Source organism: Mesorhizobium sp. C416B (assembly GCF_030323165.1).
GTDB lineage: Bacteria > Pseudomonadota > Alphaproteobacteria > Rhizobiales > Rhizobiaceae > Mesorhizobium.
Map to the genome: position 1 here is coordinate 147,617 of NZ_CP100471.1, position 22,207 is coordinate 169,823.

The window sequence follows — 22,207 nt, forward strand, 5'->3', positions numbered from 1 at the left end:
ATCTGCTCGTATCATGCTGTCTCATAAAGGAATTTCGATCACCATGCCGTCATAGGCCGGAGTGACGTTGGCCGGCACCTCGGCCTTCACCGTGGCATAGTCGAGCGGCACATGCATATGCGTCAGCACGGCCTGTTTCGGCGCCAGTTTTTCAATCCAGCCAAGCGCCTGACCGAGCGACAGATGACTGGGATGGGTATGGTACTGCAAGGCATCGATGACCAGCATTTCCAGGCCGCGCAGCCGCTCGGCGGTGGCATCCGGGAAGTCGCTTATATCGGGGCAGTAGGCCAGCCCGCCGATGCGGAAGCCGAGCGAAATGATGTCGCCATGGATCTGCGGCAGCGGCTCGAGGGTGAGGGCACCGCCCTCGCCTTCGATCGTCACCGCCCTTGCGTGATCGATGATGTGCGGCCTGACGATCGGCGGATAGGAACTGCCAAACGGCGTCTCGAAGCAATAGCCGAACGCTTCGCGCAGCCTGAGCATGGTCGGCTGGTCGGCATGGACATCGATCAAATGGCGCTGCTCCAGCACGTAGCCGCGCAGATCGTCGATGCCGTGGATGTGGTCGGCGTGCGGATGCGTATAGACGACGGCGTCGATGCGCCGGACGGCCGCCATCAGCATCTGCTCACGGAAATCAGGCCCGGTGTCGATGACGACCGTGGTTCTGGCGCCGTTGGCTGCTATCCGCTCGACGAGCGCGGCTGAGCGTGTACGCCGGTTTTTCGGATTGGCCGGGTCGCAATTGCCCCAATCGCCGGTGATGCGCGGCGTGCCAGGTGACGAGCCGCAGCCGAGGATGGTGAGGCGCAGCCGGTCGCTCATGCGTCAGAGCCCGGCGGGCCGCGGCATCTTGCCGAACAGCCGGAAGAAGTTCGCCGTCGTCAGCGTCGCGATCTCGGCTTCGCCAACGCCGACCGTCTCCGCCAGCACCTTGGCTGTATGCGCGACATAGGCCGGCTCGTTGCGTTTGCCGCGGAACGGCACCGGCGCCAGATACGGCGCGTCGGTCTCGACCAGCAGCCGGTCATGCGGCACATCGGCTGCGATGGCGCGTAAACCGGCGGAGTTCTTGAAGGTCAGTATGCCCGAGAAGGACACATAGCCACCAAGCGCCACGCCGACCTCTGCCAGCCGTCGCCCCGACGAAAAACAATGCAGGATGAAGGGGAAGGCGCCCTTCCCTGTTTCGTCTTCGAGGATGGCAGCCATGTCGTCATCGGCATCGCGCGAATGGATCACCAGCGGCAGCCCGGTCTCGCGCGCAGCTGCTATATGAGTGCGAAAACCCTGCGCCTGCGCATCGCGTGGCGCCTTGTCGTAAAAATAGTCGAGCCCGGCCTCGCCGATCGCCACCACCTTCGGGTGCGCGGACAGGCGCACAAGGTCCTCAGCCGTCACATCCAGCTCTTCGCCGGCATTGTGAGGATGGGTGCCGACCGAGCAATAGATTTCGTCGAAACTCTCAGCAATCTCAAGCACTTGCGCAAACCGCTTCACGCGTGTCGAGATGGTCACCATGTGACCTATACCGGCAGCCTTTGCGCGGGCGACGATGGCGGCCCGCTCCTCGGTGAAATCCGGAAAGTCGAGATGGCAATGGCTGTCGACGAGCATCAGGCGCTCGCCTCAGGGCTTTCGACATAACGCGGAAACACGCCCTCCGGCGCGGGCAGCGCCGTGCCGGGCACCAGCGCATAGTCGGCATGGACATGCGCGAAGTCACGCTTGTCCGCCGGCACCACCAGCAGATCGAGCAGCTTGCCGGCCGACCCCGGAATGTAGGGTTGGCACAGCAATGCCACGCGCCGCACCAGTTCGGCGGTCGTCCACAGCACCGTTTCCATGCGCGCCGGATCGGTCTTCTTGAGCGCCCAGGGCGCCTGCGAGGCGAAGTAGCGATCCGCTTCCGCCACAACGCCGAAGATCGCCGCCAACGCGAGATGGATGCCCTGTTCCGCCATCGCCTGGCGCGCGGTACCCAGCGCTTCCACCGCCTGGTCGAGGATCGCGCTGTCAGCTTCGGTCAGCTCGCCGCGATGCGGCACCACGCCGCCGCAGTTCTTGGCGATCATCGACAGCGAGCGCTGCGCCAGATTGCCGAGACCGTTGGCGAGATCGGCATTTGTGCGGTTGACGATCGCGTCATGGCTGTAGCTGCCGTCCTGGCCGAATGGCACCTCACGCAAGAAGAAATAGCGCACCTGGTCGAGGCCGTAATGCTCGACCATGGTGAAGGGGTCTACGACATTGCCGACCGACTTCGACATTTTCTCGCCGCGGTTGAACAGGAAGCCATGCGCGAAGACGCGCTTCGGCAGTTCGATGCCGGCCGACATCAGGAAAGCCGGCCAGTAGACGGCATGGAAGCGGACGATGTCCTTGCCGATAATGTGCGTGGCCGGCCAGTAGCGCCATTGCTCGGCCTTGGTGTCGGGATAGCCGGCAGCGGTGATGTAGTTGGTCAAGGCATCGACCCAGACATACATCACATGCTTGTCGTCGCCGGGCACCGGCACGCCCCAATTGAAGGTCGTGCGCGAGACCGAGATGTCCTTGAGGCCGGACCTGACGAAGCTCATCACCTCATTTCGGCGCTCGGCCGGACCGACGAAATCGGGCTGGCTTTCGTACAGCGCAAGCAATTTGTCCTGATAGGCGGAAAGCCTGAAGAAGTAGCTTTCCTCCTCATTCCATTCGACCGGCGAGCCAAGCGGCTCGCGGCGCACGCCGTCGTCGCCGAGCGTGGTTTCGCTCTCTTCGAAATAGGCTTCCTGGCGGACCGAATACCAGCCACTGTAGCGGTCGAGATAGATGTCGCCATTGGCCGCCATCGCCTTCCAGATCGCCTGGCACGACTCGTAGTGGCGTGGTTCCGTCGTGCGGATGTAATCATCATTCGAGCCGCCCAGGACCTCTGTCATCGAACGGAAGATCGCCGAGTTGCGGTCGGCAAGCGCGAGTGGCGTTATGCCTTCCTTCTCGGCCGTCTGCTGCATCTTGAGGCCGTGTTCGTCAGTGCCGGTGAGGAAGAGCACGTCCTTGCCGTCCAGGCGCTGGAAGCGGGCCAGCGCGTCGGTCGCGATGACCGTATAGGCGTGGCCGATATGCGGCTTGCCGTTCGGATAGAAAATTGGTGTCGTGATGTAGAATGTGTCGCGTGACATGAATTAACCGTCATGAATGGCCGAATGAATGTGAGCGGTGGATATCGCATCGAGACGGCGATTGCCATCCCGCCCCAATGCCGAAACCGGTCACATTCGCATTGCGGAATTCAGGCGGTCGATCATGGTCAAGGCGTGCTGCTTCTTGTCAAGATTGTAGGTATCGGTCTCAGATATGGCGTTCAGCGCCTCGTGCCAAGTGTCGGACAGCGTTTTCGCCCGCGCGAGATCCCCAGCCAGCGCGGCTTCACTGGCGCCGGTGGAGAGCAGATCGAGCGCGCGGCGGTTGAAGATGTCGAACTGGATCGCCTGGTCGCGGCCGGCGACGGCCTCGGCAAGGCGATAGGCGCCGGCGATGTCGCTCTTGCCCGACGTGACCAGGGCGTCGAGGGTGCCGGCAATCTCCAGCCCGCCATATTGGGTCAGAAGGATCGCATTGCGGGCGCTGCCCCCTGCCCGTTCCGCTAGTGCCGCGCGCGCAGCAGGATCGGAAGGTGGCGGCGGCTCGACGGTTTCCAGAACGCTCATCAGGCTGCCGGCATCGAGCGGCGTTAGCCGCACCATCTGGCAGCGCGAACGGATGGTCGGCAAAAGGCTGCCCGGCGCATGCACGATGAGGATGAACAGCGTGCGGCTCGGCGGCTCCTCGAGGTTCTTCAGCAAGGCATTGGCGGCGTTGGTGTTCATGTCGTCGGCCGGATCGACGATCACCACCCGGTAGCTGCCGTCATGCGAGGTCAGCGACAGGAAGCGGTTGACCTTGCGGATCTCGTCGACGGTGACGACGGTCTTGAAACTCTTGGTCTTGTCGTTCAGCGGCCGGGTCAGGTGCAGCACGCCGGGATGCGCCCCGGTGGCGATCTGGCGAAACAGCGGTGAGGCCGGATCGGGAACGGCAAACACATCCGGCGCCTGGTCGAAGGCCGGATGCTTCAACAGATGGTGCGCCAGGTGAAAGGCAAGCGTCGCCTTGCCGATGCCGACCGGCCCGGCAAAGATCACCGCATGCGGCAGTTTTCCCGAGCGATAGGCGGCAGCGAGCATCGCGGCCGCCTGCTCATGGCCGACCAGGCGCAGCGTCTCGGACGGCTCCGGTACACCGTCCAGCGTGTCGTGCTGCTCGGGAGCGATGCGTTCGAAGATCATGCGGGCGCCGCCTGTCGGTTGCGCGCGGGCGCCCTCGCCTCAAGTGCGGCGAACACCACCGCGGTGATGACATCCTCCACCGTAGCGGGAGGCGCCGACGCGTCGATCACGATGCAGCGGTCCGGCTCGGCGGTTGCGATCGCCAGGAAGGCGTCACGGCGGCGCTGGTGGATGTCCAGCGTCTCCTTTTCGAAGCGGTCCGGACCGTCCTCGGCGCCACGCCGCGCGGCGGCGCGCCGCAAGCCCTCGGCGGGGTCAATGTCAAGGATCAGCGTCATGTCCGGCATCATGCCGTTGATGGCGACCTCCTCCAGAGCTTCCATGAAAGCCGGATCGAGGCCGCCGGTGACGCCCTGATAGACGCGCGACGAATCCAGGAAACGGTCGCAAAGCACGATGGAGCCGCGCTCCACCGCCGGCCGGATGACCTGCTCGACATGGTCGGAGCGCGCGGCGGCAAACAGCAGCGCCTCCATCTTCGGCCCGAAAGGCTCGGCGGCGCCGGACAGGAGCACGTGCCTGACCGCCTCGGCGCCGGGTGACCCCCCGGGTTCGCGGGTGAGGAGGACATCGTATTTCTTGGCGCGCATCTTCTGGGCCAGCCGTTCGATCTGCGTCGACTTGCCGGCGCCCTCGCCGCCTTCGAAGGTGATGAAAAATCCGCTTGCCAATCGAAAGGCCTTTGTCCTGCTTTGCGCTGGTGTCTTAGTCCGCGCCCGAGAAAAGGTCCACGCCGCAGGAACTCAACGCAGCCAGCCTACGGCCAGTTCCCTGGCGGCATCAAACGCGCGTTGCGGCAGTGTGCCGACGCCGACCGATTCGGCGGCGAAAAGCGGCGTTTCCTGGCTCAGCGTATCGCCGATCCAGACGCGCAGCGCGCCGACGGGTTGCCCCTCCTCCACCGGCGCCGATACCGGCCCCTGATAGACGATCCTGGCGGTCAGCTTGTCGCGGTTGGCGATCGGCAGCAGGACGTCGATCGGCGCCTTTGCCTTCAGCGCTACGCTGGATTTGGCGCCGCCGAACACCTGGGCCTCGCCGACCACTTCGTTGCCAGCGAAAATCTCGGTCTTCTCGAAGGAGCGGACGCCCCATTCGAGCAGCTTGCGCGCTTCCTCGGCGCGCTCGCGATCATTGGCCAATCCGCTCATCGCCGCGAACACCCTGGTTCCGTCATGGCTGACCGAGCCGACAATGCCGAAACCGCCCGCCTCGCTCGACCCGACCGCCAGCCCATCGGCGCCGATGCCCATGGCCAGCAACGGGTTGCGATTCTTTTGCGAGATCTTGTTCCAGGTGAAATCGGCCCGGCCGTAATAGAGATAGAGATCCGGATATTCGCGCCATATATGCAGGCCAAGCTGCGCCAGTTCGCGCACCGTCGTCTGCTGGCCGTCGGCCGGCAGGCCGGTGGAATTGACAAATGTCGATTTCGGCAGCCCGATCTGGCGCGCGCGATCGTTCATCTGCGCCGCGAAATTCTCTTCCGAACCGGCCATGCCTTCGGCCAGCACCATGCAGCCGTCATTGGCGGCCTGTATGGTGACCCCCTGGATCAGATCCTCGACCCGGATCGCCGATTTGAGCTTGGCAAACATGGTCGACGTTCCCGAAGGCGCACCGCCCTTGCGCCAGGCATTTTCCGAAACCACGAAGGTGTCGTCGAGGCTCATGCGCTTCGACTTGATGGCGTTGAAGACCATCTCCATCGTCATCAGCTTGGCCATCGAGGCCGGCGGGATCGGTTGGTCGGCATCCTTGGAAAACAGCACCGTGCCGGTTTCGGCATCGATCATGAAAGCCTGCGTCGCCTTGGTCTCGAAAAGCTGCGCGTTGGCCGGAACCAGCGCGGCAAGCAAGAAGCCAAGGCCAAAAAGCCCGGCAAAAGGGTGGAAAAGGCGAAATCGCATGAAGAGGCTCGACTGTTAGCCGGCAGAAACTTGCCGCAACGCTATCAGGCTTCTTCCCGGCGGATCAACCGCGCAATGACAAAACCGGCGTGCCTTTGTTGGTCAGTTGCGCACAGCCAGCGCGTCCGGCGCGCCATGCGACCATGCCGCGCGCAAGAGGTCGTCGACATTGCCATGGCCATCCGGATAGAGATTGACCGCGTACCAGTCATTGCCGTCGAGTTCGGTGCTCTGGATTTCGGTCCTGCCGAACGGTTCGAGAGCCGCAGCCACCCGCTTTGCCTCGGCGGCATCGTCGAAGGATCCGGCGGCGACATAGTCGGAAACGGCAGGCGATGCCTGCGGGTTGGATTTCTTCCACGATTGCAGGATGTCGGCTGGCGACATGCCCTGGTCGTCAAGCGCTGCAAAGACGTCGGCGCGCTGTACGCGCTCATCCGCATAGGAGAGCGAAGCCACGGCAAAGGGCGATTCCGGGCGCTGAGGCACGATCGGCCCGAATTCAGGCAGCGTCACATCGCTTGAGGCCGGTGCCTGCATCGACATCACTGGCTGTGTGTCGGAATTCGTCAACTGACCAGGAAACGGCACTACGGCAGGGGGTGCGCCAACAGATAGGCTCGGCGAAGGTCCGTTCATCGCCACCATGACGCCGGTCGGCAAGCCATCGGACGGGTCCGGGCGGTTGCCCGGGCGGTAGGAGGCGACCAGATATTGGTCGTCGTCGCCGTCGAGCGGTGCGCGGCCAATATATTCCACCTTGACCCTGGCCGTGCCGACCTTGGCATAGTCGAGCATTTGCGCGGCGCGTTCCGAGACATCGATGATGCGTCCCTCGTGATAGGGGCCGCGGTCGTTGACGCGCACGATGACCGAGCTTCCGGTCTCGGTGTTGGTGACACGGGCGTAGCTTGGCAGCGGCATGGTCGGATGCGCCGCCGTCAGATGGGTCATGTCGTAGACTTCGCCATTGGCTGTGAGGCGACCGTGGAAGGCATCGCCATACCAGGAGGCGAGACCGACCTTGGCGTAGCGCTTGTCTTCCTTGGGGTAATACCACTTGCCGCGCACCTGATAGGGCTTGCCCAACTGGTCGCGGCCGCCGCCGCGCCGCATGTACTGAACGCGCGGGCTGGCCTTCACGCCGTATTCGGTCTCGGCAAAATATTCCTTCGAGCGAGGCTTCTTGTAGACCATGGCTTTCGGCTCGGACTGCGGCGACGCGCACGCGGCCAGCAACGCAGCCGAAAGAGCGCACAACACCAAAGCAGGAGCGCGACGAAGACGCCGATGCGTCGTGGTCTGCATGTTTTCCGATGTCCCCTACCGTCTCGACACAGGCGCCGCTTCTAGAATTTCGGCGGAGCCAGATGAGCAATGCCTGCGACGCGCCAATCCCCATCCCTTGTGCGCAGGAATTGTTTATCAGCGTATTAATCGATTGTGTCCGGAACCGGGCAGGAATGTGGCGGCCAGGTCCCGGGCTGGCCGGGCGCCTGTGAGGAGGCATCCGAGACCTCTGTCCTTTGGAGTCTGGAAGTGAACCTGTGGCATGAAGCGCGGCTGCCTGGAACCGACCGACCCGAGATACGTTCTGCGCCTCATGGATGAATTCATTGAACGTTTCGGGCAACAGACGTGGCTGCCCTTTTCCGTAATTTCAGCCAGGCTTTTGCTCGCGGCCGTCCTTGGCTCCATCGTTGGGATCGAACGCGAATGGCGTAACCGACCGGCCGGATTGAGGACACACATCCTGGTCTGTGTTGCGACGGCTCTAATTGCCATCCTCACGATCGAGATTACTCATCTTCACGTCTTCGATGGTCAGGAAATCGCCATTGATCCTATCCGCTTGATCGAAGCCACGACTGCCGGCGTGGCATTTCTGGCCGCGGGCTTGATCTTCTTCTCCAAGGGCGAGGTTCAAGGGCTTACCACTGGGGCGGGCATGTGGCTGGCAGGCGCCATAGGCCTGGCGGTTGGGCTCGGGTTCTGGCAGATCGCGGCTTTGGCTACCTTGCTCGCACTTGTCGTGCTGGGTCTTCTGCAACTTGTGCAGGTCGGCAGCAAGGATCGCAATTAGATCCCGGCTCCTTCGAAAACGGGTTCGCAGCTCCGTTCGGGTAACGAACGCCACCCCCTATTATCCATGGCAGCGCCGATGGTTGACTTGGCGATGGGCAACGCTCTAGAGAAATGAACCGCAAGCTGGTCCGGAAGGATAGGTATCATTCGATACCAACTGTCGTTCACTGGGTCGGTTGATGTTCCTAGATGATTGAAAAGTCACGTTGGAGGGATGGCCGAGCGGTTTAAGGCACCGGTCTTGAAAACCGGCGTGGGTGCAAGCCCACCGTGGGTTCGAATCCCACTCCCTCCGCCAGATATTTGGCTACCGTGCTGAATTGCCTCTGTATTTTCAAAGAGGGCCAAATCTTTCCTAAGTTATTCCTAACTTCCTAAAACGAAGAAGCCTGCCACCGCGAGGCAGCGGGCCAGCGTGAGCGCAAACGTTGCGCCAGCCTCAGGATCAACGTTCGTCCTGGCGATAGAGCCGTTTGGTCGCGCGGTCGCTTTCCATGCGTTCTGCAGGACCACGGTGGCGTCGGGTCATAAGAACGTATGCCATCAATAGGGCCAGCAACAGTGGCCCACCAGCAACGACGATCAACCACATCACACTTTCAAACATGAGGCATCTCCTTCACGTCACAACCGTCAAGGAGAAGAACCGTTCCGTTCAAAGTTACAGCAACACCAGCACCTCCTGCGACTGAGGGCCGTTTTCCCATGTGACCGTTTCGGAAATCCGGGCTCCGCTGCAACAAAAGGCTGCGGCTGCACGTTGCGGTTGATCATTCAACCAGGAGCAAAGCAAATGGCTGACGACAAAACGAAGACGGACTTCCGCGATCGGGACCGCGTCTCTGCCGATGAGGATTATGAAGTCGAGTATTTCGCCACCAAGGCCGGCATCACCCCGCAGCAGGTCAAGGAATTGATCGCGAAGCACGGCAACCGACGCGAGACGCTGGAGCGGGAAGCGAAGGCTCTGGGGAGCGGTAGGTAGGCCGGCATGCCAGAGTACCAGGTGGAAGAGTGGCATGGAGAGGAGTGTGTCTCAACTCAGGCCACGAGCGCCGATGATCCGTTATCTGCGGTAGAGAAGGTCACGGGCCAAAGGGTGTCGCCTAGAGCGCTTCAGGAGCATTGGTTTCGTGTGGTCGATGAAGATGCGCGAAGCACGCATGAATTCAGCCTTGAGGACGGCGGCCCGGCTGGAGATTTCGCAAAATAGCCATGACCAGAATCTCGGACCTGCATTGGGACCAACGCTGCAGATAGGCGAGAAAGGTGCAGCCGCCGGGCGGACCCGACGGCTTATCGTCGATTGGATCGCTGCCGCCGCATGGGGCCTTAAGGCGCGGCCGGCGCCAGCTTGGCGGCTACTTGGTCGATCTTGTCGGCAAGTACGCTATTGGCCCAATCTGTCACCTCAGGGTCAACGGGCTTGTTGGCCATTTGGGCAAGGGCTGCATCGATCGATGGGACGTTGGCAGCGGCAGCTGTGGCGGCGGTCTGAGCAGCGGCCGCATCCTGGGTGGCGTCATCGAGCGCTGCCTGTGCTGCATCGAGATCGGCCTGCGTCGGGACATCTTCGGGCGGGGTATTCGGGTCAGCCGCTTTCGCATTCAGCGCGTCGAGCGCCGCTTTGGCGTCGGCAACCGCCTGATTAGCGGCCTCGAGCGCCGATTGAGCGTTCTTGGCTATTGCCGACTGTGTCACAAAAGCCTGCACGCCAGCGAAGTTCTTGCTCTTGGAGTGCATAAAGGCGTTGGCGTTGCGCTGCAGTGAGTTCAACCGGCCCAGCTTGGCATGGATATTCTTTTCCTTGGACACTGAACCGGTAGCGGCCTTGGCGACCTGGCCCTTGGCGGATGCCGACTTGCCGAGCGAACCGCCGCCTCCGCCATTGCCGCCGGCATTACCGTTTCCTCCGCTATTGCCTTTGCCATTGCCGTTACCGTTACCGTTACCATTGCCATGGCCGTTACCATGGCCGTTGCCACCAGCAGCAGCCAGGGCCGGCGACACCAGAAGCGAGAATACCGCAAATGCAGCAAAAAGGGTCTTTCGGGATGTCATAACTACCTCCGAGATTGCCACCGCCACTAACCGCTATAGCGGGCAACATGAGGAATCGCTAACACAAAGGGTAAACTTAGATATAGCTGTGCTTTCATTGCGAGAACGAAGCGGTCGGCCGGCGAAACGCCAACCAGCATAACTCTTTGAAATTGCTGAAGTAGATCACCCTCCTTGGAACCGGCCGGCCTTCGGAACTCAAAGGTCTGAGACCGCTCGGACCAAGGTCTTAGCCGTGGTTTCGGCCGCGACTCAGAAGTCATGACAGTCGGCACCGTATCGGCCTGAGGCCGAGCTCGACATCGATCCGCTGCAGTGTCCCCAAAACACCGCCGAAGTGGTTGTATTCTGCCTTTTGATAAAAGCGCTAGTCTGAGGTAAATTTCGACCGGCATCTGGCGGGCTTACGTTATGCAGCATCGAACGTTCTTTGGCGGCAAGGTCACCGAGATCCCCACTTCGTTACATTGCGATCCCAGGGGAATGCTGACCGCTATCGAGTTCAGCGGTTACAATTTCCAAGCCGTGCGGGCGTTCGTCGTCACCGCGCCGCGCGGCACGTCGCGGGGGGGACATGCACACGGCTCGGGCCGGCAATTGATGATGCAGCTGTCGGGCGAGATCGGCATCGAATTTCGCTACCAGGAACGGATCGAACGGCTGACGCTCACCGCATCGCAATCGTCAGGAAAGGAGAGGCCGCGATGCGCGCCAGGACATGACAGCGCCTCGCGGCAGAATGGCTATTCTCGGCGCCGGCATCATGGGCGCCAGCCTCGCTCTCATGATGGCCCGCAGAGGCTACGCGGTGTCCCTCTTCGACAAGGAGAGCGAGCCGATGGTCTGCGCCAGCCGTTGGAACGAGGGCAAGATTCATCTCGGCTATCTCTACGGGAACGATCCCTCGCTGCTGACCGCCCGGCATCTGCTTTCGGGAGGACTGTGTTTCGGCAGGCTTGTTTCCGAGCTGATCGGAAGCAATCTGGAAGCGCACACGACCTTCTCGGAAGACCTTTATCTGGTCCATCGCAACTCGATCGTCGCTGCCGAGGCGCTGGGGGCGATCTTTGAACGTGTGGATGTATTGGTGCGCAGCCACGCTGACGCCACCAGCTACCTTGCCGACGTATCGGCGGCGCGGTCGAAACGGCTTTCCAGAACTGAATTGGCCGATGTCACCAACTCGGACCAGATCGTCGGCGGCTTCCAGGTGCCGGAGCGATCCATCAACACGCGATGGGTTGCCGACCGGCTTTGCGCCGTGCTTCGGGGTGAACCCAACATCAGCTTGCGAATGGCGGCCAAAGTCCTGTCGGCAAAGCCGGTGGACGGAATTGACGGGAAATGGCGCGTGGCGGTCGCAGGCGAGAAAAGCGAGGCGTTCGACATTGTCGTCAATTGCCTATGGGAGGGGCGGCTGGCTGTCGACCGCACGGCCGGCATCGAGCCGGTTTCCGGATGGTCGCACCGCTACAGGCTTTGCCTGTTCGGCCGCACCAGGCAGCCTGTCGATGTGCCGTGCGCGGTCGTCGCCCTTGGCCCGTTCGGCGACATAAAAAACTATAACGGGCGCAACTTCTATCTCTCCTGGTATCCGAGCGGGTTGCTTGCGGAGAGTGGCGAATTGTCGATCGAAACGCCACAAGCGCTCGATGCCGACGCACGACAGCGGTTCATCGGCGACGTTCGCGCCACGCTCACTCGGTTGGTGCCCAGTGTTTCCAGCATGTTCGACGATGCCGAGGAACTTGAGGTACGCGGCGGCTTCGTGTTTGCGCAAGGGCGTGGTTCGCTCAGCGACCCGAAAGCCACGATCCATCGCCGCGACCAATTCGGGGTCAACCGCCTGGGCAACTAAATCTCGGTCGACACAGGTAAATATTCGACGGCGCCGTGGCTTGCCGACAGGCTGGCGCGGCAAATCTGCGGGATCGAGTGAATGGGTGAGACAGAACAGGGCGGCGCGAAGCAGGTAGCGCAGAAACAAGTCGAGCTTCGATCCGGCTGGCGGCCGAAGGTCACCGCGCTGGTGCCATGCTACAATTCGGCGGCATTCATTTTGCGTACGCTGGACAGCCTCGCCGCGCAGACCTGGGACAATATCGAGATCCTGGTCGGCGAGGACAATTCGACCGACGCGACATTCGAGATCGTTTCGGCCTTCGCCGGCGGCCGCGACGATGTCCGTATCCTGCGCCGGGACAAAAACCTGGGATGGCTGAAGAACTCCAACGATCTGATGGCCAATGCCAGCGGCGAATTGATGTTCTTTGCCTTCCATGACGACGTCATCGATCCAACCTATATCGAGGCGCTGGTGCGGGCGCTCGATGCCAATCCCGAGGCCGTACTGTCGTTCAGCGATGTCGAAGTGATCGAAGTCAGACGCGAAAGTGCCACGTGGAAGTTCGACCTGCTGGAGGGCTTGCAGGACGGTTTTGTGCGTGGCCGGGTGATGGCGCGCCAGCCGCATGGATGGGGTCCCCAACCGTGGGGTATTCAGGGCCTGGGCGTTCCACCGCAGCGGGGGGATCAAGCCCAACAGCCAAGGCGAATTCAGCGCCGACTGGACCTGGCTTCTGCATCTGTCGCTGCTCGGCGGCTTTGTCCGCGTGCCGCAAGTGCTCTGCCACAAATACTATCGGGCGGGCAGCATCAGCCGGCGCTGGGAACGCAACAGCACCCAACGAAGGGCATTGAGGGCGGCGGGGATAAGGGAGGTCTGGCACAGCGAGGCCGGCCTGGCACAGAGAACCTTCCTCGCTGCCTATATCGCCTTGCGGCCGTGGCGGTGGCTGCCGCGATCGCGAGAAGCGGAAAGACGGGGAAACAGGCAATCGGTGCATGGCAGCCCGGACAATTAAGAATGGCGCCGGCGACGTGTCAAAGCGGCTGCGTCAAGACACCCTGCCCGGCCAACGACGATTTCCGCGCATATCCGGCTGCCCCAAAATGGCACTCCGGTTGATTTTTCACGCGAGTTATGGTCGTTCTCCCGCCCATGAAAAAACTATTCCTTGCGGCGCTGGCCTCGGTGACGCTGGCCTGGCCCGCCCACGCGATGGACGCCGCCCTGCGCGCCGGCCTGCTGAAACTCGACCCGGAGACCCGGCTGGAGCAGAGATGCGACGCCGAAGTGCTCGACCGCATCAGCCATGACGACCACAAGTACAAGGCAGACCGCGTCGTCGCCTACGCCTTCGCGACGCCGGAAATGAAAGCCGATGTCATCCGCAGCCCGGGTGCTGCCTTCCGCAGCAAGGGACAGTGGTACCGGCTGAAGTTCAAATGCGAGACGGCGCCGGACCATATGGAGGTCCTGCAGTTCCGTTACCGCATCGGCGACGAGATTCCGGAAGCCGACTGGGCGAAGTACAATCTCTACGACTGAATTCGCTGCGACCAGAATTCTCTCTGGCAGAACGACCTTCCCTATTCCCGTGGCTTTCAGCGTCGGCCGTTAGAGCGGTTCAGCTTTTTATGGAGCAGCTGACCCACTCTAACTCTTTGTTTTTGCATAATTCCCGACGGAAAACCGCTACGCACTTTTCCTGGAATTGCGCCGGCAGTCTCTTGACGCGCGGGAACCATACACGTTAGGGCGTCGGCATATCCGACGACGAACACGCCGATACAGCAAGGGGCTCCGGTCGATGGACATTTTCAGCGCTGCAAGCATGACGGCCCTCCTCCAGGTCATCGCCATCGATCTGGTGCTTGCCGGCGACAATGCCATCGTCATCGGCCTTGCCGCCGCCGGCCTGCCGGTCGAGCAGCGCAAGAAAGCCATCCTGATCGGCGTGTTGGCAGCGACGGTGCTGCGCATCCTGTTTGCCGCCGTCACCGTCAAGCTTCTTGCCATTGTCGGCCTGCTGCTGGCCGGCGGCATCCTTTTGTTGTGGGTGTGCTGGAAGATGTGGCGCGAGCTGCGGACGTCGCATGCCGACGAGTTCGAGGCGACCGAGGCGCTGTCCGATTCCGACCTCAACAGCGACAGAACGGTGGGTGGCAAGGCGCCGCGCAAGACGCTCGGCCAGGCGGCCCTGCAGATCGTCGTCGCCGATGTTTCGATGTCGCTGGACAATGTGCTGGCGGTCGCCGGTGCGGCGCGCGATCATTTTCCCGTGCTTGTCATAGGCCTGGTGCTGTCGATCGCCTTGATGGGCTTGGCCGCGAGCTTCATTGCCAAGCTGCTGCATCGCCACCGCTGGATCGCCTATGTCGGCTTGCTGATCATTCTCTACGTCGCGATCGATATGGTCTATCGCGGCGTTGTCGAGGTCTGGCCGCATGTCAGTCCTGTGGTGAGCTGACGCTGCCGGTCCCACAGCTTCTGTAGCAGCATGGGTATCTGCCGGAGGCAGTGGTCGCGTTCGCCGCAGCCGCTGCCCATACCAATGCCGCAATAAGTGTGGTACTGGCCGCCGATCCCGAAAAACCCGGATGTTTCTCATGTCTGCGCCTCGCGTCAGTTTCGTCAGCCTTGGATGCCCGAAGGCGCTTGTGGATTCCGAGCGCATCATCACGCGCCTGCGCGCCGAAGGCTATGAGATCGCACGCAAGCATGACGGCGCCGACCTTGTCGTCGTCAACACCTGCGGCTTTCTCGACTCAGCCCGCGACGAATCGCTCAACGCCATTGGTTCGGCGCTTTCGGAAAACGGCCGGGTGATCGTCACCGGCTGCCTCGGCGCCGAGCCGGACGTCATCCGAGAGAAGCACCCCAACGTCCTCGCCATCACCGGCCCGCAGGCCTATGAGAGCGTGATGGCCGCGGTGCATGAGGCGGCGCCGCCCAGCCACGATCCCTATATCGACCTTCTGCCGCCGCAAGGCGTCAAGCTGACTCCGCGCCACTACGCCTATCTCAAGATTTCCGAAGGCTGCAACAACCGCTGCACCTTCTGCATCATTCCCGCACTGCGCGGCGACCTCGTCTCGCGCCCGGCGGCCGATGTGCTGCGCGAGGCCGAGAAGCTGGCCAAGGCCGGGGTCAAGGAATTGCTGGTCATCTCGCAGGACACCAGCGCCTACGGCATCGACATCAAGTACCAGACGTCGATGTTCGGCGACCGCGAAGTGCGGGCGAAATTCCTCGACCTGTCGGAGGAGCTGGGCAAGCTCGGCATCTGGGTACGCATGCACTATGTCTACCCCTACCCGCATGTCGCCGATGTCATCCCGCTGATGGCGGATGGAAAAATCCTTCCTTATCTGGACATCCCCTTCCAGCACGCCTCGCCGCAGGTGCTGAAGAACATGCGCCGTCCAGCCCATGGCGAAAAGACGCTGGAGCGCATTCGCGGCTGGCGCGAGGTGTGCCCGGATCTGGCGATACGCTCGACATTCATCGTCGGTTTCCCCGACGAGACCGACGAGGATTTCGAGATGCTGCTCGACTGGCTGGACGAGGCCAGGATCGATCGCGCCGGCTGCTTTAAATACGAGCCGGTCCGCGGCGCCCGCTCCAACGATCTCGGCCTCGAACAGGTGCCGCAGGAGATCAAGGAAGCGCGCTGGCATCGCTTCATGCAGCGCCAGCAGAAGATCTCGGCGACGCAGCTGGCCAAGAAGGTCGGCAAGCGCCTGCCGGTGCTGATCGACGAGGCGCATGGCACGTCTGCCAAGGGCCGGACAAAATACGACGCGCCCGAGATCGACGGTTCGGTGCATATCCAGTCGCGCCGCCCGCTGCGCCAAGGCGACATCGTCACGGTCAAGATCGACCGCGCCGACGCCTACGACCTTTACGGCTCGGCGGTTTAGAAAATTACCAAAAAGGGCGCCTCCCGGCGCCATCGGATTTTTGGCACAGCCCTCGGCGCGGTTTCGCAGTCGAAGCGTGCAGCCCGCGAAGTGAAAAAGGGCGCCGGGCGGCGCCCCTTCTCTTTTGCGTTTCCGATACTTACTGCGGCAACTTGTCGTCGACGCCCTTCACATAGAAGTTCATGCCGAGCAGCGTGCCGTCGTCGGCTACTTCGCCGTCCTTGAGCCACGGCGTGCCGTCCTGCTTGGCGACCGGTCCTGTGAAGGGGTTCCAGCCATCTGCGATTTTCTTGGCGGTTGCCTCGGCCATCGCCTTCACATCGTCCGGCATATTGGTGAAGGGCGCCAGCTTGACGGCGCCGTCCTTGATGCCGAGCCAGACATTGTCAGGCTTCCAGGTGCCGTCGAGCGCTGCCTGGACGCGGCTGATGTAGTACGGCCCCCATTCGTCCGTCAGCGAGGTCAGCTGCGCGTTCGGCGCGAACTTGATCATGTCGGAGGACTGGCCGAAGCCGTGCAGCTTGCGCTCTTCCGCCACCTGCAGTGCCGCAGTGGAATCCGTGTGCTGGACGATGATGTCGGCGCCCTGGTCGAACAGCGCCTTGGCCGCGTCGGCTTCCTTGCCCGGATCGAACCAGGAGTTCACCCAGACGATCTTGGCCTTGAAGTTCGGGTTGACCGATTGCGCGCCGAGCATGAAGGAGTTGATGCCCATCACCACTTCGGGGATCGGGAAAGAAACGATATAGCCGGCGACCCCTGCCTTCGATTCCTTGGCGGCGATCTGGCCGAGCACGTAGCGGCCTTCATAGAAGCGCGCATTGTAGATGCCGAGATTGTCAGCGGTCTTGTAGCCGGTGGCGTGCTCGAACATCACTTTGGGGAACTTCTTGGCGACCTTCACTTCCGGGTCCATGAAGCCGAAAGAGGTGCCGAAGATGATCTTGCAGCCTTCGCGCGCCAGACGCTCGAAGGCGCGGTCGGCATCGGGACCTTCCGAGACGTTCTCGAGATAGGCGGTTTCGACCTTGTCGCCGAGCGCCTTCTCCACCTCGAGGCGGCCTTGGTCGTGCTGGTAGGAATAGCCGAAATCGCCGATCGGGCCGGTGTAGACCCAGCATGCCTTCAACTTGTCGGCGGCCTGTGCGGACGCCGCCAGTGACATGGCGGCGGTCGTGGTCATCAACGCGATAAGCAGTTTTTTCATTGTGTTACCTCTCTGAGTTTAGCCTTGGAGCTTCCCGTTTGTTTTTGTTGTCAACGATCCGGAACGAATGGCTGCCCCAAGGAAGCCGGCGTGTTCATCATCGTCAGACGCTTGTTGCGCGAGATTAGAACGAGAACCACGACGGTTGCCAGATAGGGCAGAGAAGAAAGCAGCTGCGAAGGCACCGGAATGCCAAATGCCTGTGCATGAAGCTGGCCGATCCACACCGCGCCGAAGATGTAGGCGCCGGCCAGCACGCGCCACGGACGCCAGGAGGCGAAGACGACCAGCGCCAGCGCGATCCAGCCGCGGCCCGCGCTCATGTTCTCTACCCATTGCGGCGTGTAGACCAGCGACAGGTGGCCGCCCGCAAGGCCGGCGCAGGCGCCGCCGAAGATGACCGCGAGATAGCGGTAGCGGATGACTTTGATGCCGAGCGCATGTGCCGATGTGTGGCTGTCTCCGATCGAGCGCAGGGTGAGGCCGGTGCGGGTCTTGAACAGGAACCACATGACGGCCGCCGTCAGCGCGATCGAGATGTAGAAGATTGGGTCCTGGCCGAACAACAGCCTGCCGACGACGGGAATGTCGGTGAGCACCGGAACGTAGAGGTTTGGCAGCCGCTCGCCTGGCTGGCCGACGAAGCTGGTCCCCATCATGCCGGACAGGCCGAGGCCAAGCAGCGTCAACGACAGGCCGGTCGCCACCTGGTTGGTGGCGAGCGACAGCGTCATCACCGCAAACAGCAGCGAGAACACGGCACCCATGGCGATTGCCGCCAACAGGCCGATCCAGGGCGATCCCGTGAGATAGCCGGCGCCGAAGCCGCCGACGGCGCCCATGATCATCATGCCTTCGACGCCGAGGTTGAGCACGCCGGAGCGCTCGACCACGAGTTCGCCGATTGCCGCTATTAAAAGCGGCGTTGCCGCCGTGGCGATGGTCAAAAGGATGTTGACGGCGATGTCCATCAGCGGGCTTCCTTCAACTTCGGCGCGGCTTCAAGCTTCGCCGCGCTTTTCGTCAGCGCCATGCCGACCAGGCGAATGCGGTAATGGATGAGCGTGTCGCAACCGAGCACGAAGAACAAAAGCATGCCCTGGAACACACGCGCCACCTTGTCGGAAATGCCGAGCGCGCTTTGCACCGCCTCGCCGCCGAGATAAGTCAGCGCCAGCACCAGGCCGGCGGCGACGATGCCGAGCGGATTGAGCCGGCCGAGGAACGCCACAATGATCGCTGTGAAGCCGTAGCCGGGCGAGATCACCGGTTGCAGCTGGCCGATGGCGCCGGAGACTTCCGAAATGCCGGCAAGCCCGGCCAGCGCGCCTGACAGCAGGAAGGCGAAGAAGACCATGCGGTTGAGGCCGAAGCCGGCGAAGCGCCCTGCCCTCGGGCTGGAGCCGAGCACGCGGACCTCAAAACCCTTGAGCAGGCGGCTCATCAGCACCCAGATCAGCACGGCTGCAACAAGCGCGAAGACAAAACCCCAATTGGCGCGGCCGGCATCCGGCATCAGTTCCGGCAGGACCGCCGAGTCATTGAACTGGATCGTCTGCGGGAAACCGTGGCCCTGTGGATCGCGCCAGGGGCCGCGCACCAGCCAGTCGAGGAAAAGCTGGGCGACATAGACCAGCATCAGGCTGGTCAGGATTTCGTTGGTGCCGAAGCGCGTCTTCAAGAGAGCCGGGATTGCTGCATAGGCGGCACCGCCGACCATGCCGAACAACAGCATCAGCGGCAGCACCAGCGGGCCTTCGAACCCGGGAAACAGCACCGGAATGGCCGAGCCGAAAATGCCGCCGAGGATGAACTGTCCCTCAGCGCCGATGTTCCAGATGTTGGCCTTGTAACAGACCGACAGGCCGACCGCGATCAGGATCAACGGCGCGGCCTTGATCGCCAGCTCATGCAGCTGCCAGACCTGGCTGATCGGCTCGATGAAATAGATCTCAAATGCGCTCAGCGGGTTGACGCCGAGCAGCGCGAACAGAACCGCGCCGGCGATGATCGTTAGGGCGAAGGCGATGAAGGGCGACAGCGCCGAAAAGAGCATAGAGCGCTGCGGGCGTTTGACGAGTTCGAGGCGCATCATGCCGTCTCCAGACCATGTTCGGCGTGGCCAGGCTCGGCGCCGCCCATCAACAGACCGACCTTTTCGAAAGTTGCCTCGGCGATCGGCAGCGGTTTGGACAATTCGCCATTGTGCATGACCGCGATCGCGTCCGAAATCTCGAACAGCTCATCGAGGTCCTGGCTGATGACCAGAACCGCCGAGCCACTGCGCGCCAGTTCGATCAGCGCCTGGCGGATATGAGCGGCGGCGCCGGCGTCGACGCCCCAGGTAGGTTGGTTGACGACCATGACGGCAGGGCTGCGGTCGAGTTCGCGACCGACGATGAATTTCTGCAGATTGCCGCCCGAAAGGGCCGCAGCTTCCGGATCGGGCGCGCTCTTGCGCACATCCATCGCCACGATGATGCGCTGGGCGGCGGCATAGACCGCAACGCTTTTGACGGCGCCGCCGGCGCCGACAAAAACCTTGCCGTCGGTGGCGTGCCGCGACAGAAGCAGATTTTCCGAAAGCTTCATGCGTGGCGCGGCGCCATGGCCGAGGCGTTCTTCCGGCACGAAGGCAGCGCCCATCAGCCGCCGGCCTGTGATCGAGAGCGAGCCGGCATCCTTGCCGCGGATGCGCACGGATGCGGCGTCCTGCTGCAGCACCTCGCCGGAGACGGATTCGAAGAACTCGCCCTGGCCGTTGCCGGCGACACCGGCAATGCCGATCACCTCGCCGGCGCGCACAGTGAGGTTGATATTCTTCAGCGGAATCGAAAACGGCGTTGCCGGCTTGCGGCTGAGGGCGCGGATTTCGAGCAGCGGCTGCGCGGTCTCGATGCCTTCGGCCGGCGCACGCACCACGGCCTTCACCTCGTTGCCGACCATCATGCGAGCCAGCGACGAAGCCGTTTCCTCGCGCGGATTGCAATGGCCGACGACCTTGCCGTGACGCAGCACGGTGGCGCGGTCGCAGATGCGTTTGACCTCTTCCAGCCGGTGCGAAATGTAGAGGATGGATTTGCCCTCCGAGCGCAGGCGCTCAAGCGTTTCGAACAGCTTGTCGGCTTCCTGCGGCGTCAGCACCGAGGTCGGCTCGTCGAGGATGATGAGCTGCGGCGTCTGCAACAGGCAGCGGATGATCTCGATGCGCTGGCGTTCGCCGACCGAGAGATCGCCGACCAGCGAGTCCGGATCGAGCGGCAGGCCATAGCTGAAGGAAAGCGCCCTCGCCTTGGCCGCGATCGAGCTGATCGGTGAGCCGTCATCCAGAGACAGAGCGATATTCTCGGCCGCGGTCAGCGCCTCGAACAGCGAAAAGTGCTGAAACACCATGCCGATGCCGAGCTTCTTCGCCATGCCCGGACTGGTGATCCGCACCGCTTCGCCGTTCCAGAATATCTCGCCGGAATTGGGCTCCAGCGAACCGAACAGCATCTTGACCAGCGTCGACTTGCCGGCGCCGTTTTCGCCAAGCAGCGCGTGGATCTCGCCCTTGGCGATGTTGAGGTCGATATGATCGCACGCCGTCAACGTGCCGAATATCTTGGTCAGGCCACGAACCTCAAGCAGGTTCGCTCCATCATGATCTGCACTCACAGTGCCTCCCATCCGGTTCCCGGACATGTTCTGTGTTCCCGCCAGCATGGTATGCGCTGGCCGCTCTCGTGCGAAAGCAGCACCCACCTTGAAAGAGCTTCAAGAATTTCAGCGGAAACTCAAGGGGTAAAGATTGACCTGCTTCGCACAACAAACCGATCGTCCGGTTTTTCGGGTAAACAGTGCCTGGCGTCGCGGCAAAACGCTGAAAAGCAAGGCAGATCAGGGGATCAGTATGGTCGTGCCAGTGGTCTTGCGCCCTTCGAGATCGGCTTGCGCCTTGCCCGCGTCCTTCAGCGCATAACGCTGGTTGATCTTGATCTCGACCGCACCGCTCAACACCACGTCGAACAATGCCGCGGCGGAGACTTCGAGGTCTTCACGCTTGGCGTTGTAGACGAACAAAGTCGGCCTGGTAGCGAACAGCGAGCCCTTCTGCGCCAGCAGCGACATCGAAAATGGCGGGATCGGTCCAGAGGACTGACCGAAAGAGACGAACATGCCGAGCGGCTTCAGACAGTCGAGCGAGGCCGGGAATGTGTCGTTGCCGACCGAATCGTAGACGACGTCACATTTCTTGCCGCCGGTGATGGCGGCGACCCCGGCGACGAAATCCTGCTCCTTGTAGTTGATGACATGGCCGAAGCCATGCGCCTTGGCGAGCTCGATCTTGTCGGTTGAGCTTGCCGTGCCGATCACGGTGGCGCCGAGATGTTTTGCCCATTGTCCCAGGATCAGCCCGACGCCGCCGGCGGCGGCATGGAACAGGATGGTGTCGCCTGCCTTCACCTTGAAGGTCCGGCGCAACAGATACTCCGCCGTCATGCCTTTAAGCATCATGCCGGCGGCCTGTTCGTCGCTGATGCGGTCCGGCACCTTGACGACGCGGTCGGCGGCGACGACGCGCTGTTCGGCATAGGCGCCGACGTTGACGGCATAGGCGATGCGGTCGCCCGGCTTCAGCCAGTCGATGCCTGCGCCGACCTCGAGAACCACACCTGCCGCCTCGCCGCCGGGGATCAGCGGGAAGCCGCCGGGCGGCGGATAGAGGCCGATGCGGTGATAGACATCGATGAAATTGAGGCCGATCGCGGTGTGCCTGACCAGGATCTGCCCGGCGCCGGGTTGTCCCGGATCGGCGTCTTCACAGGTCAGGACTTCCGGACCGCCATGGGCGTGGATACGGACTGCTTTGGACATTG

General features: G+C 62.3%; 21 protein-coding genes, 1 tRNA gene and 1 pseudogene. 9 read left to right on the forward strand and 14 right to left on the reverse strand.

Annotation, left to right across the window (positions count from 1 at the left end):
* Positions 1-21 precede the first annotated feature (21 nt).
* The 7 genes from NLY43_RS00805 to NLY43_RS00835 all read right to left on the reverse strand — a co-directional run bounded on the left by NLY43_RS00805 (position 22) and on the right by NLY43_RS00835 (position 7,537).
* A complete protein-coding gene (locus NLY43_RS00805; protein WP_023688471.1) occupies positions 22-831 on the reverse strand; it encodes an MBL fold metallo-hydrolase in 810 nt (269 codons plus the stop codon).
* Positions 832-834: 3 nt separating this feature from the next.
* Positions 835-1,623 (reverse strand): TatD family hydrolase, encoded by a 789-nt coding sequence (locus NLY43_RS00810; RefSeq protein WP_023710514.1) that lies wholly within the window; start codon positions 1,621-1,623, stop codon positions 835-837.
* Positions 1,623-3,173: a methionine--tRNA ligase gene (gene metG, locus NLY43_RS00815; protein ID WP_023710513.1), complete on the reverse strand. Its 1,551-nt coding sequence runs from the start codon at positions 3,171-3,173 to the stop codon at positions 1,623-1,625. Before metG ends, NLY43_RS00810 begins: the two co-directional genes overlap by 1 nt.
* Positions 3,174-3,263: 90 nt before the next feature.
* Complete coding sequence (locus NLY43_RS00820; protein WP_023710512.1) at positions 3,264-4,319, reverse strand: DNA polymerase III subunit delta'; 1,056 nt, start codon at positions 4,317-4,319, stop codon at positions 3,264-3,266.
* Positions 4,316-4,990: a dTMP kinase gene (gene tmk, locus NLY43_RS00825; protein ID WP_023701723.1), complete on the reverse strand. Its 675-nt coding sequence runs from the start codon at positions 4,988-4,990 to the stop codon at positions 4,316-4,318. The genes NLY43_RS00820 and tmk overlap by 4 nt, the downstream gene beginning before the upstream one ends.
* Before the next feature lie 72 nt (positions 4,991-5,062).
* Entirely contained in the window at positions 5,063-6,229 is a 1,167-nt protein-coding gene (locus NLY43_RS00830) for a D-alanyl-D-alanine carboxypeptidase family protein (RefSeq protein WP_023688475.1), read from the reverse strand.
* Positions 6,230-6,331: 102 nt separating this feature from the next.
* Positions 6,332-7,537: a septal ring lytic transglycosylase RlpA family protein gene (locus tag NLY43_RS00835; protein ID WP_023701721.1), complete on the reverse strand. Its 1,206-nt coding sequence runs from the start codon at positions 7,535-7,537 to the stop codon at positions 6,332-6,334.
* Between the two features lie 295 nt (positions 7,538-7,832).
* Here NLY43_RS00835 and NLY43_RS00840 point away from each other — a divergent pair, with 295 nt between their 5' ends.
* Together NLY43_RS00840 and NLY43_RS00845 are read left to right on the forward strand one after the other, a co-directional pair.
* Positions 7,833-8,312, forward strand: a complete 480-nt coding sequence (locus tag NLY43_RS00840) for an MgtC/SapB family protein (protein ID WP_027050850.1) — start codon at positions 7,833-7,835, stop codon at positions 8,310-8,312.
* Positions 8,313-8,522: 210 nt separating this feature from the next.
* Positions 8,523-8,612: transfer RNA gene (locus NLY43_RS00845), tRNA-Ser, on the forward strand.
* Between the two features lie 147 nt (positions 8,613-8,759).
* On the opposite strand, the gene NLY43_RS00850 is transcribed toward NLY43_RS00845, so the two are convergent.
* The gene (locus tag NLY43_RS00850) at positions 8,760-8,921 is read right to left on the reverse strand and encodes a hypothetical protein (RefSeq protein WP_023691300.1); all 162 of its coding nucleotides are present in this window, start codon (positions 8,919-8,921) and stop codon (positions 8,760-8,762) included.
* Between the two features lie 186 nt (positions 8,922-9,107).
* Between NLY43_RS00850 and NLY43_RS00855 the strand changes: the two genes are divergently transcribed.
* Entirely contained in the window at positions 9,108-9,299 is a 192-nt protein-coding gene (locus NLY43_RS00855; RefSeq protein WP_023668952.1) for a DUF3606 domain-containing protein, read from the forward strand.
* Positions 9,300-9,646: 347 nt separating this feature from the next.
* Here NLY43_RS00855 and NLY43_RS00860 read toward each other — a convergent pair whose 3' ends face one another.
* On the reverse strand, positions 9,647-10,375 hold the full coding sequence (locus NLY43_RS00860) for a hypothetical protein (RefSeq protein WP_023710511.1): 729 nt from the start codon (positions 10,373-10,375) through the stop codon (positions 9,647-9,649).
* Between the two features lie 411 nt (positions 10,376-10,786).
* Between NLY43_RS00860 and NLY43_RS32440 the strand changes: the two are divergent.
* The 6 genes and pseudogenes from NLY43_RS32440 to rimO form a co-directional block, all read left to right on the forward strand.
* A pseudogene (locus tag NLY43_RS32440) lies at positions 10,787-11,041 on the forward strand (WxcM-like domain-containing protein); the annotation flags it as partial.
* A gap of 73 nt (positions 11,042-11,114) precedes the next feature.
* Positions 11,115-12,233 carry an FAD-dependent oxidoreductase gene (locus NLY43_RS00865; protein WP_023710510.1) on the forward strand — a complete coding sequence of 373 codons (1,119 nt, stop codon included), beginning with the start codon at positions 11,115-11,117 and terminating at the stop codon, positions 12,231-12,233.
* Positions 12,234-12,314: 81 nt separating this feature from the next.
* On the forward strand, positions 12,315-13,343 hold the full coding sequence (locus tag NLY43_RS00870) for a glycosyltransferase family 2 protein (RefSeq protein ID WP_023710509.1): 1,029 nt from the start codon (positions 12,315-12,317) through the stop codon (positions 13,341-13,343).
* A 15-nt stretch (positions 13,344-13,358) separates the two neighbouring features.
* Positions 13,359-13,766 carry a DUF930 domain-containing protein gene (locus NLY43_RS00875; RefSeq protein WP_032904882.1) on the forward strand — a complete coding sequence of 136 codons (408 nt, stop codon included), beginning with the start codon at positions 13,359-13,361 and terminating at the stop codon, positions 13,764-13,766.
* A gap of 262 nt (positions 13,767-14,028) precedes the next feature.
* The gene (locus tag NLY43_RS00880) at positions 14,029-14,688 is read left to right on the forward strand and encodes a TerC family protein (RefSeq protein WP_023668959.1); all 660 of its coding nucleotides are present in this window, start codon (positions 14,029-14,031) and stop codon (positions 14,686-14,688) included.
* Positions 14,689-14,827: 139 nt separating this feature from the next.
* The gene (gene rimO, locus NLY43_RS00885; protein ID WP_023688481.1) at positions 14,828-16,141 is read left to right on the forward strand and encodes a 30S ribosomal protein S12 methylthiotransferase RimO; all 1,314 of its coding nucleotides are present in this window, start codon (positions 14,828-14,830) and stop codon (positions 16,139-16,141) included.
* 139 nt (positions 16,142-16,280) lie between these two features.
* Here the strand turns inward: rimO and NLY43_RS00890 are convergent, their stop codons facing one another.
* The 5 genes from NLY43_RS00890 to NLY43_RS00910 all read right to left on the reverse strand — a co-directional run bounded on the left by NLY43_RS00890 (position 16,281) and on the right by NLY43_RS00910 (position 22,205).
* A complete protein-coding gene (locus NLY43_RS00890; RefSeq protein WP_023682527.1) occupies positions 16,281-17,348 on the reverse strand; it encodes a BMP family ABC transporter substrate-binding protein in 1,068 nt (355 codons plus the stop codon).
* Positions 17,349-17,398: 50 nt separating this feature from the next.
* Positions 17,399-18,319 (reverse strand): ABC transporter permease, encoded by a 921-nt coding sequence (locus NLY43_RS00895; RefSeq protein WP_023668962.1) that lies wholly within the window; start codon positions 18,317-18,319, stop codon positions 17,399-17,401.
* Positions 18,319-19,443: an ABC transporter permease gene (locus tag NLY43_RS00900; RefSeq protein WP_031193354.1), complete on the reverse strand. Its 1,125-nt coding sequence runs from the start codon at positions 19,441-19,443 to the stop codon at positions 18,319-18,321. The genes NLY43_RS00895 and NLY43_RS00900 overlap by 1 nt, the downstream gene beginning before the upstream one ends.
* On the reverse strand, positions 19,440-21,017 hold the full coding sequence (locus NLY43_RS00905; RefSeq protein ID WP_023710508.1) for an ABC transporter ATP-binding protein: 1,578 nt from the start codon (positions 21,015-21,017) through the stop codon (positions 19,440-19,442). The genes NLY43_RS00900 and NLY43_RS00905 overlap by 4 nt, the downstream gene beginning before the upstream one ends.
* Before the next feature lie 210 nt (positions 21,018-21,227).
* Positions 21,228-22,205, reverse strand: coding sequence for a quinone oxidoreductase family protein (locus tag NLY43_RS00910; protein WP_023710507.1), 978 nt, complete (start codon positions 22,203-22,205; stop codon positions 21,228-21,230).
* Between the last annotated feature and the right edge of the window lie 2 nt (positions 22,206-22,207).

Excerpts from the sequence above, each read along its gene's own strand:
- NLY43_RS00830 (WP_023688475.1), bottom strand. The coding sequence starts at position 6,229 with ATGCGATTTCGCCTTTTCCACCCTTTTGCCGGGCTTTTTGGCCTTGGC.
- NLY43_RS00905 (WP_023710508.1), bottom strand. The coding sequence starts at position 21,017 with ATGGGAGGCACTGTGAGTGCAGATCATGATGGAGCGAACCTGCTTGAG.
- NLY43_RS00865 (WP_023710510.1), top strand. The coding sequence starts at position 11,115 with ATGGCTATTCTCGGCGCCGGCATCATGGGCGCCAGCCTCGCTCTCATG.
- NLY43_RS00855 (WP_023668952.1), top strand. The coding sequence starts at position 9,108 with ATGGCTGACGACAAAACGAAGACGGACTTCCGCGATCGGGACCGCGTC.
- NLY43_RS00840 (WP_027050850.1), top strand. The coding sequence starts at position 7,833 with ATGGATGAATTCATTGAACGTTTCGGGCAACAGACGTGGCTGCCCTTT.
- NLY43_RS00890 (WP_023682527.1), bottom strand. The coding sequence starts at position 17,348 with ATGAAAAAACTGCTTATCGCGTTGATGACCACGACCGCCGCCATGTCA.
- NLY43_RS00895 (WP_023668962.1), bottom strand. The coding sequence starts at position 18,319 with ATGGACATCGCCGTCAACATCCTTTTGACCATCGCCACGGCGGCAACG.
- NLY43_RS00900 (WP_031193354.1), bottom strand. The coding sequence starts at position 19,443 with ATGATGCGCCTCGAACTCGTCAAACGCCCGCAGCGCTCTATGCTCTTT.
- NLY43_RS00875 (WP_032904882.1), top strand. The coding sequence starts at position 13,359 with ATGGTCGTTCTCCCGCCCATGAAAAAACTATTCCTTGCGGCGCTGGCC.
- NLY43_RS00910 (WP_023710507.1), bottom strand. The coding sequence starts at position 22,205 with ATGTCCAAAGCAGTCCGTATCCACGCCCATGGCGGTCCGGAAGTCCTG.
- NLY43_RS00880 (WP_023668959.1), top strand. The coding sequence starts at position 14,029 with ATGGACATTTTCAGCGCTGCAAGCATGACGGCCCTCCTCCAGGTCATC.
- NLY43_RS00850 (WP_023691300.1), bottom strand. The coding sequence starts at position 8,921 with ATGTTTGAAAGTGTGATGTGGTTGATCGTCGTTGCTGGTGGGCCACTG.
- metG (WP_023710513.1), bottom strand. The coding sequence starts at position 3,173 with ATGTCACGCGACACATTCTACATCACGACACCAATTTTCTATCCGAAC.
- NLY43_RS00805 (WP_023688471.1), bottom strand. The coding sequence starts at position 831 with ATGAGCGACCGGCTGCGCCTCACCATCCTCGGCTGCGGCTCGTCACCT.
- NLY43_RS00820 (WP_023710512.1), bottom strand. The coding sequence starts at position 4,319 with ATGATCTTCGAACGCATCGCTCCCGAGCAGCACGACACGCTGGACGGT.
- rimO (WP_023688481.1), top strand. The coding sequence starts at position 14,828 with ATGTCTGCGCCTCGCGTCAGTTTCGTCAGCCTTGGATGCCCGAAGGCG.
- NLY43_RS00860 (WP_023710511.1), bottom strand. The coding sequence starts at position 10,375 with ATGACATCCCGAAAGACCCTTTTTGCTGCATTTGCGGTATTCTCGCTT.
- NLY43_RS00835 (WP_023701721.1), bottom strand. The coding sequence starts at position 7,537 with ATGCAGACCACGACGCATCGGCGTCTTCGTCGCGCTCCTGCTTTGGTG.
- NLY43_RS00870 (WP_023710509.1), top strand. The coding sequence starts at position 12,315 with ATGGGTGAGACAGAACAGGGCGGCGCGAAGCAGGTAGCGCAGAAACAA.
- NLY43_RS00810 (WP_023710514.1), bottom strand. The coding sequence starts at position 1,623 with ATGCTCGTCGACAGCCATTGCCATCTCGACTTTCCGGATTTCACCGAG.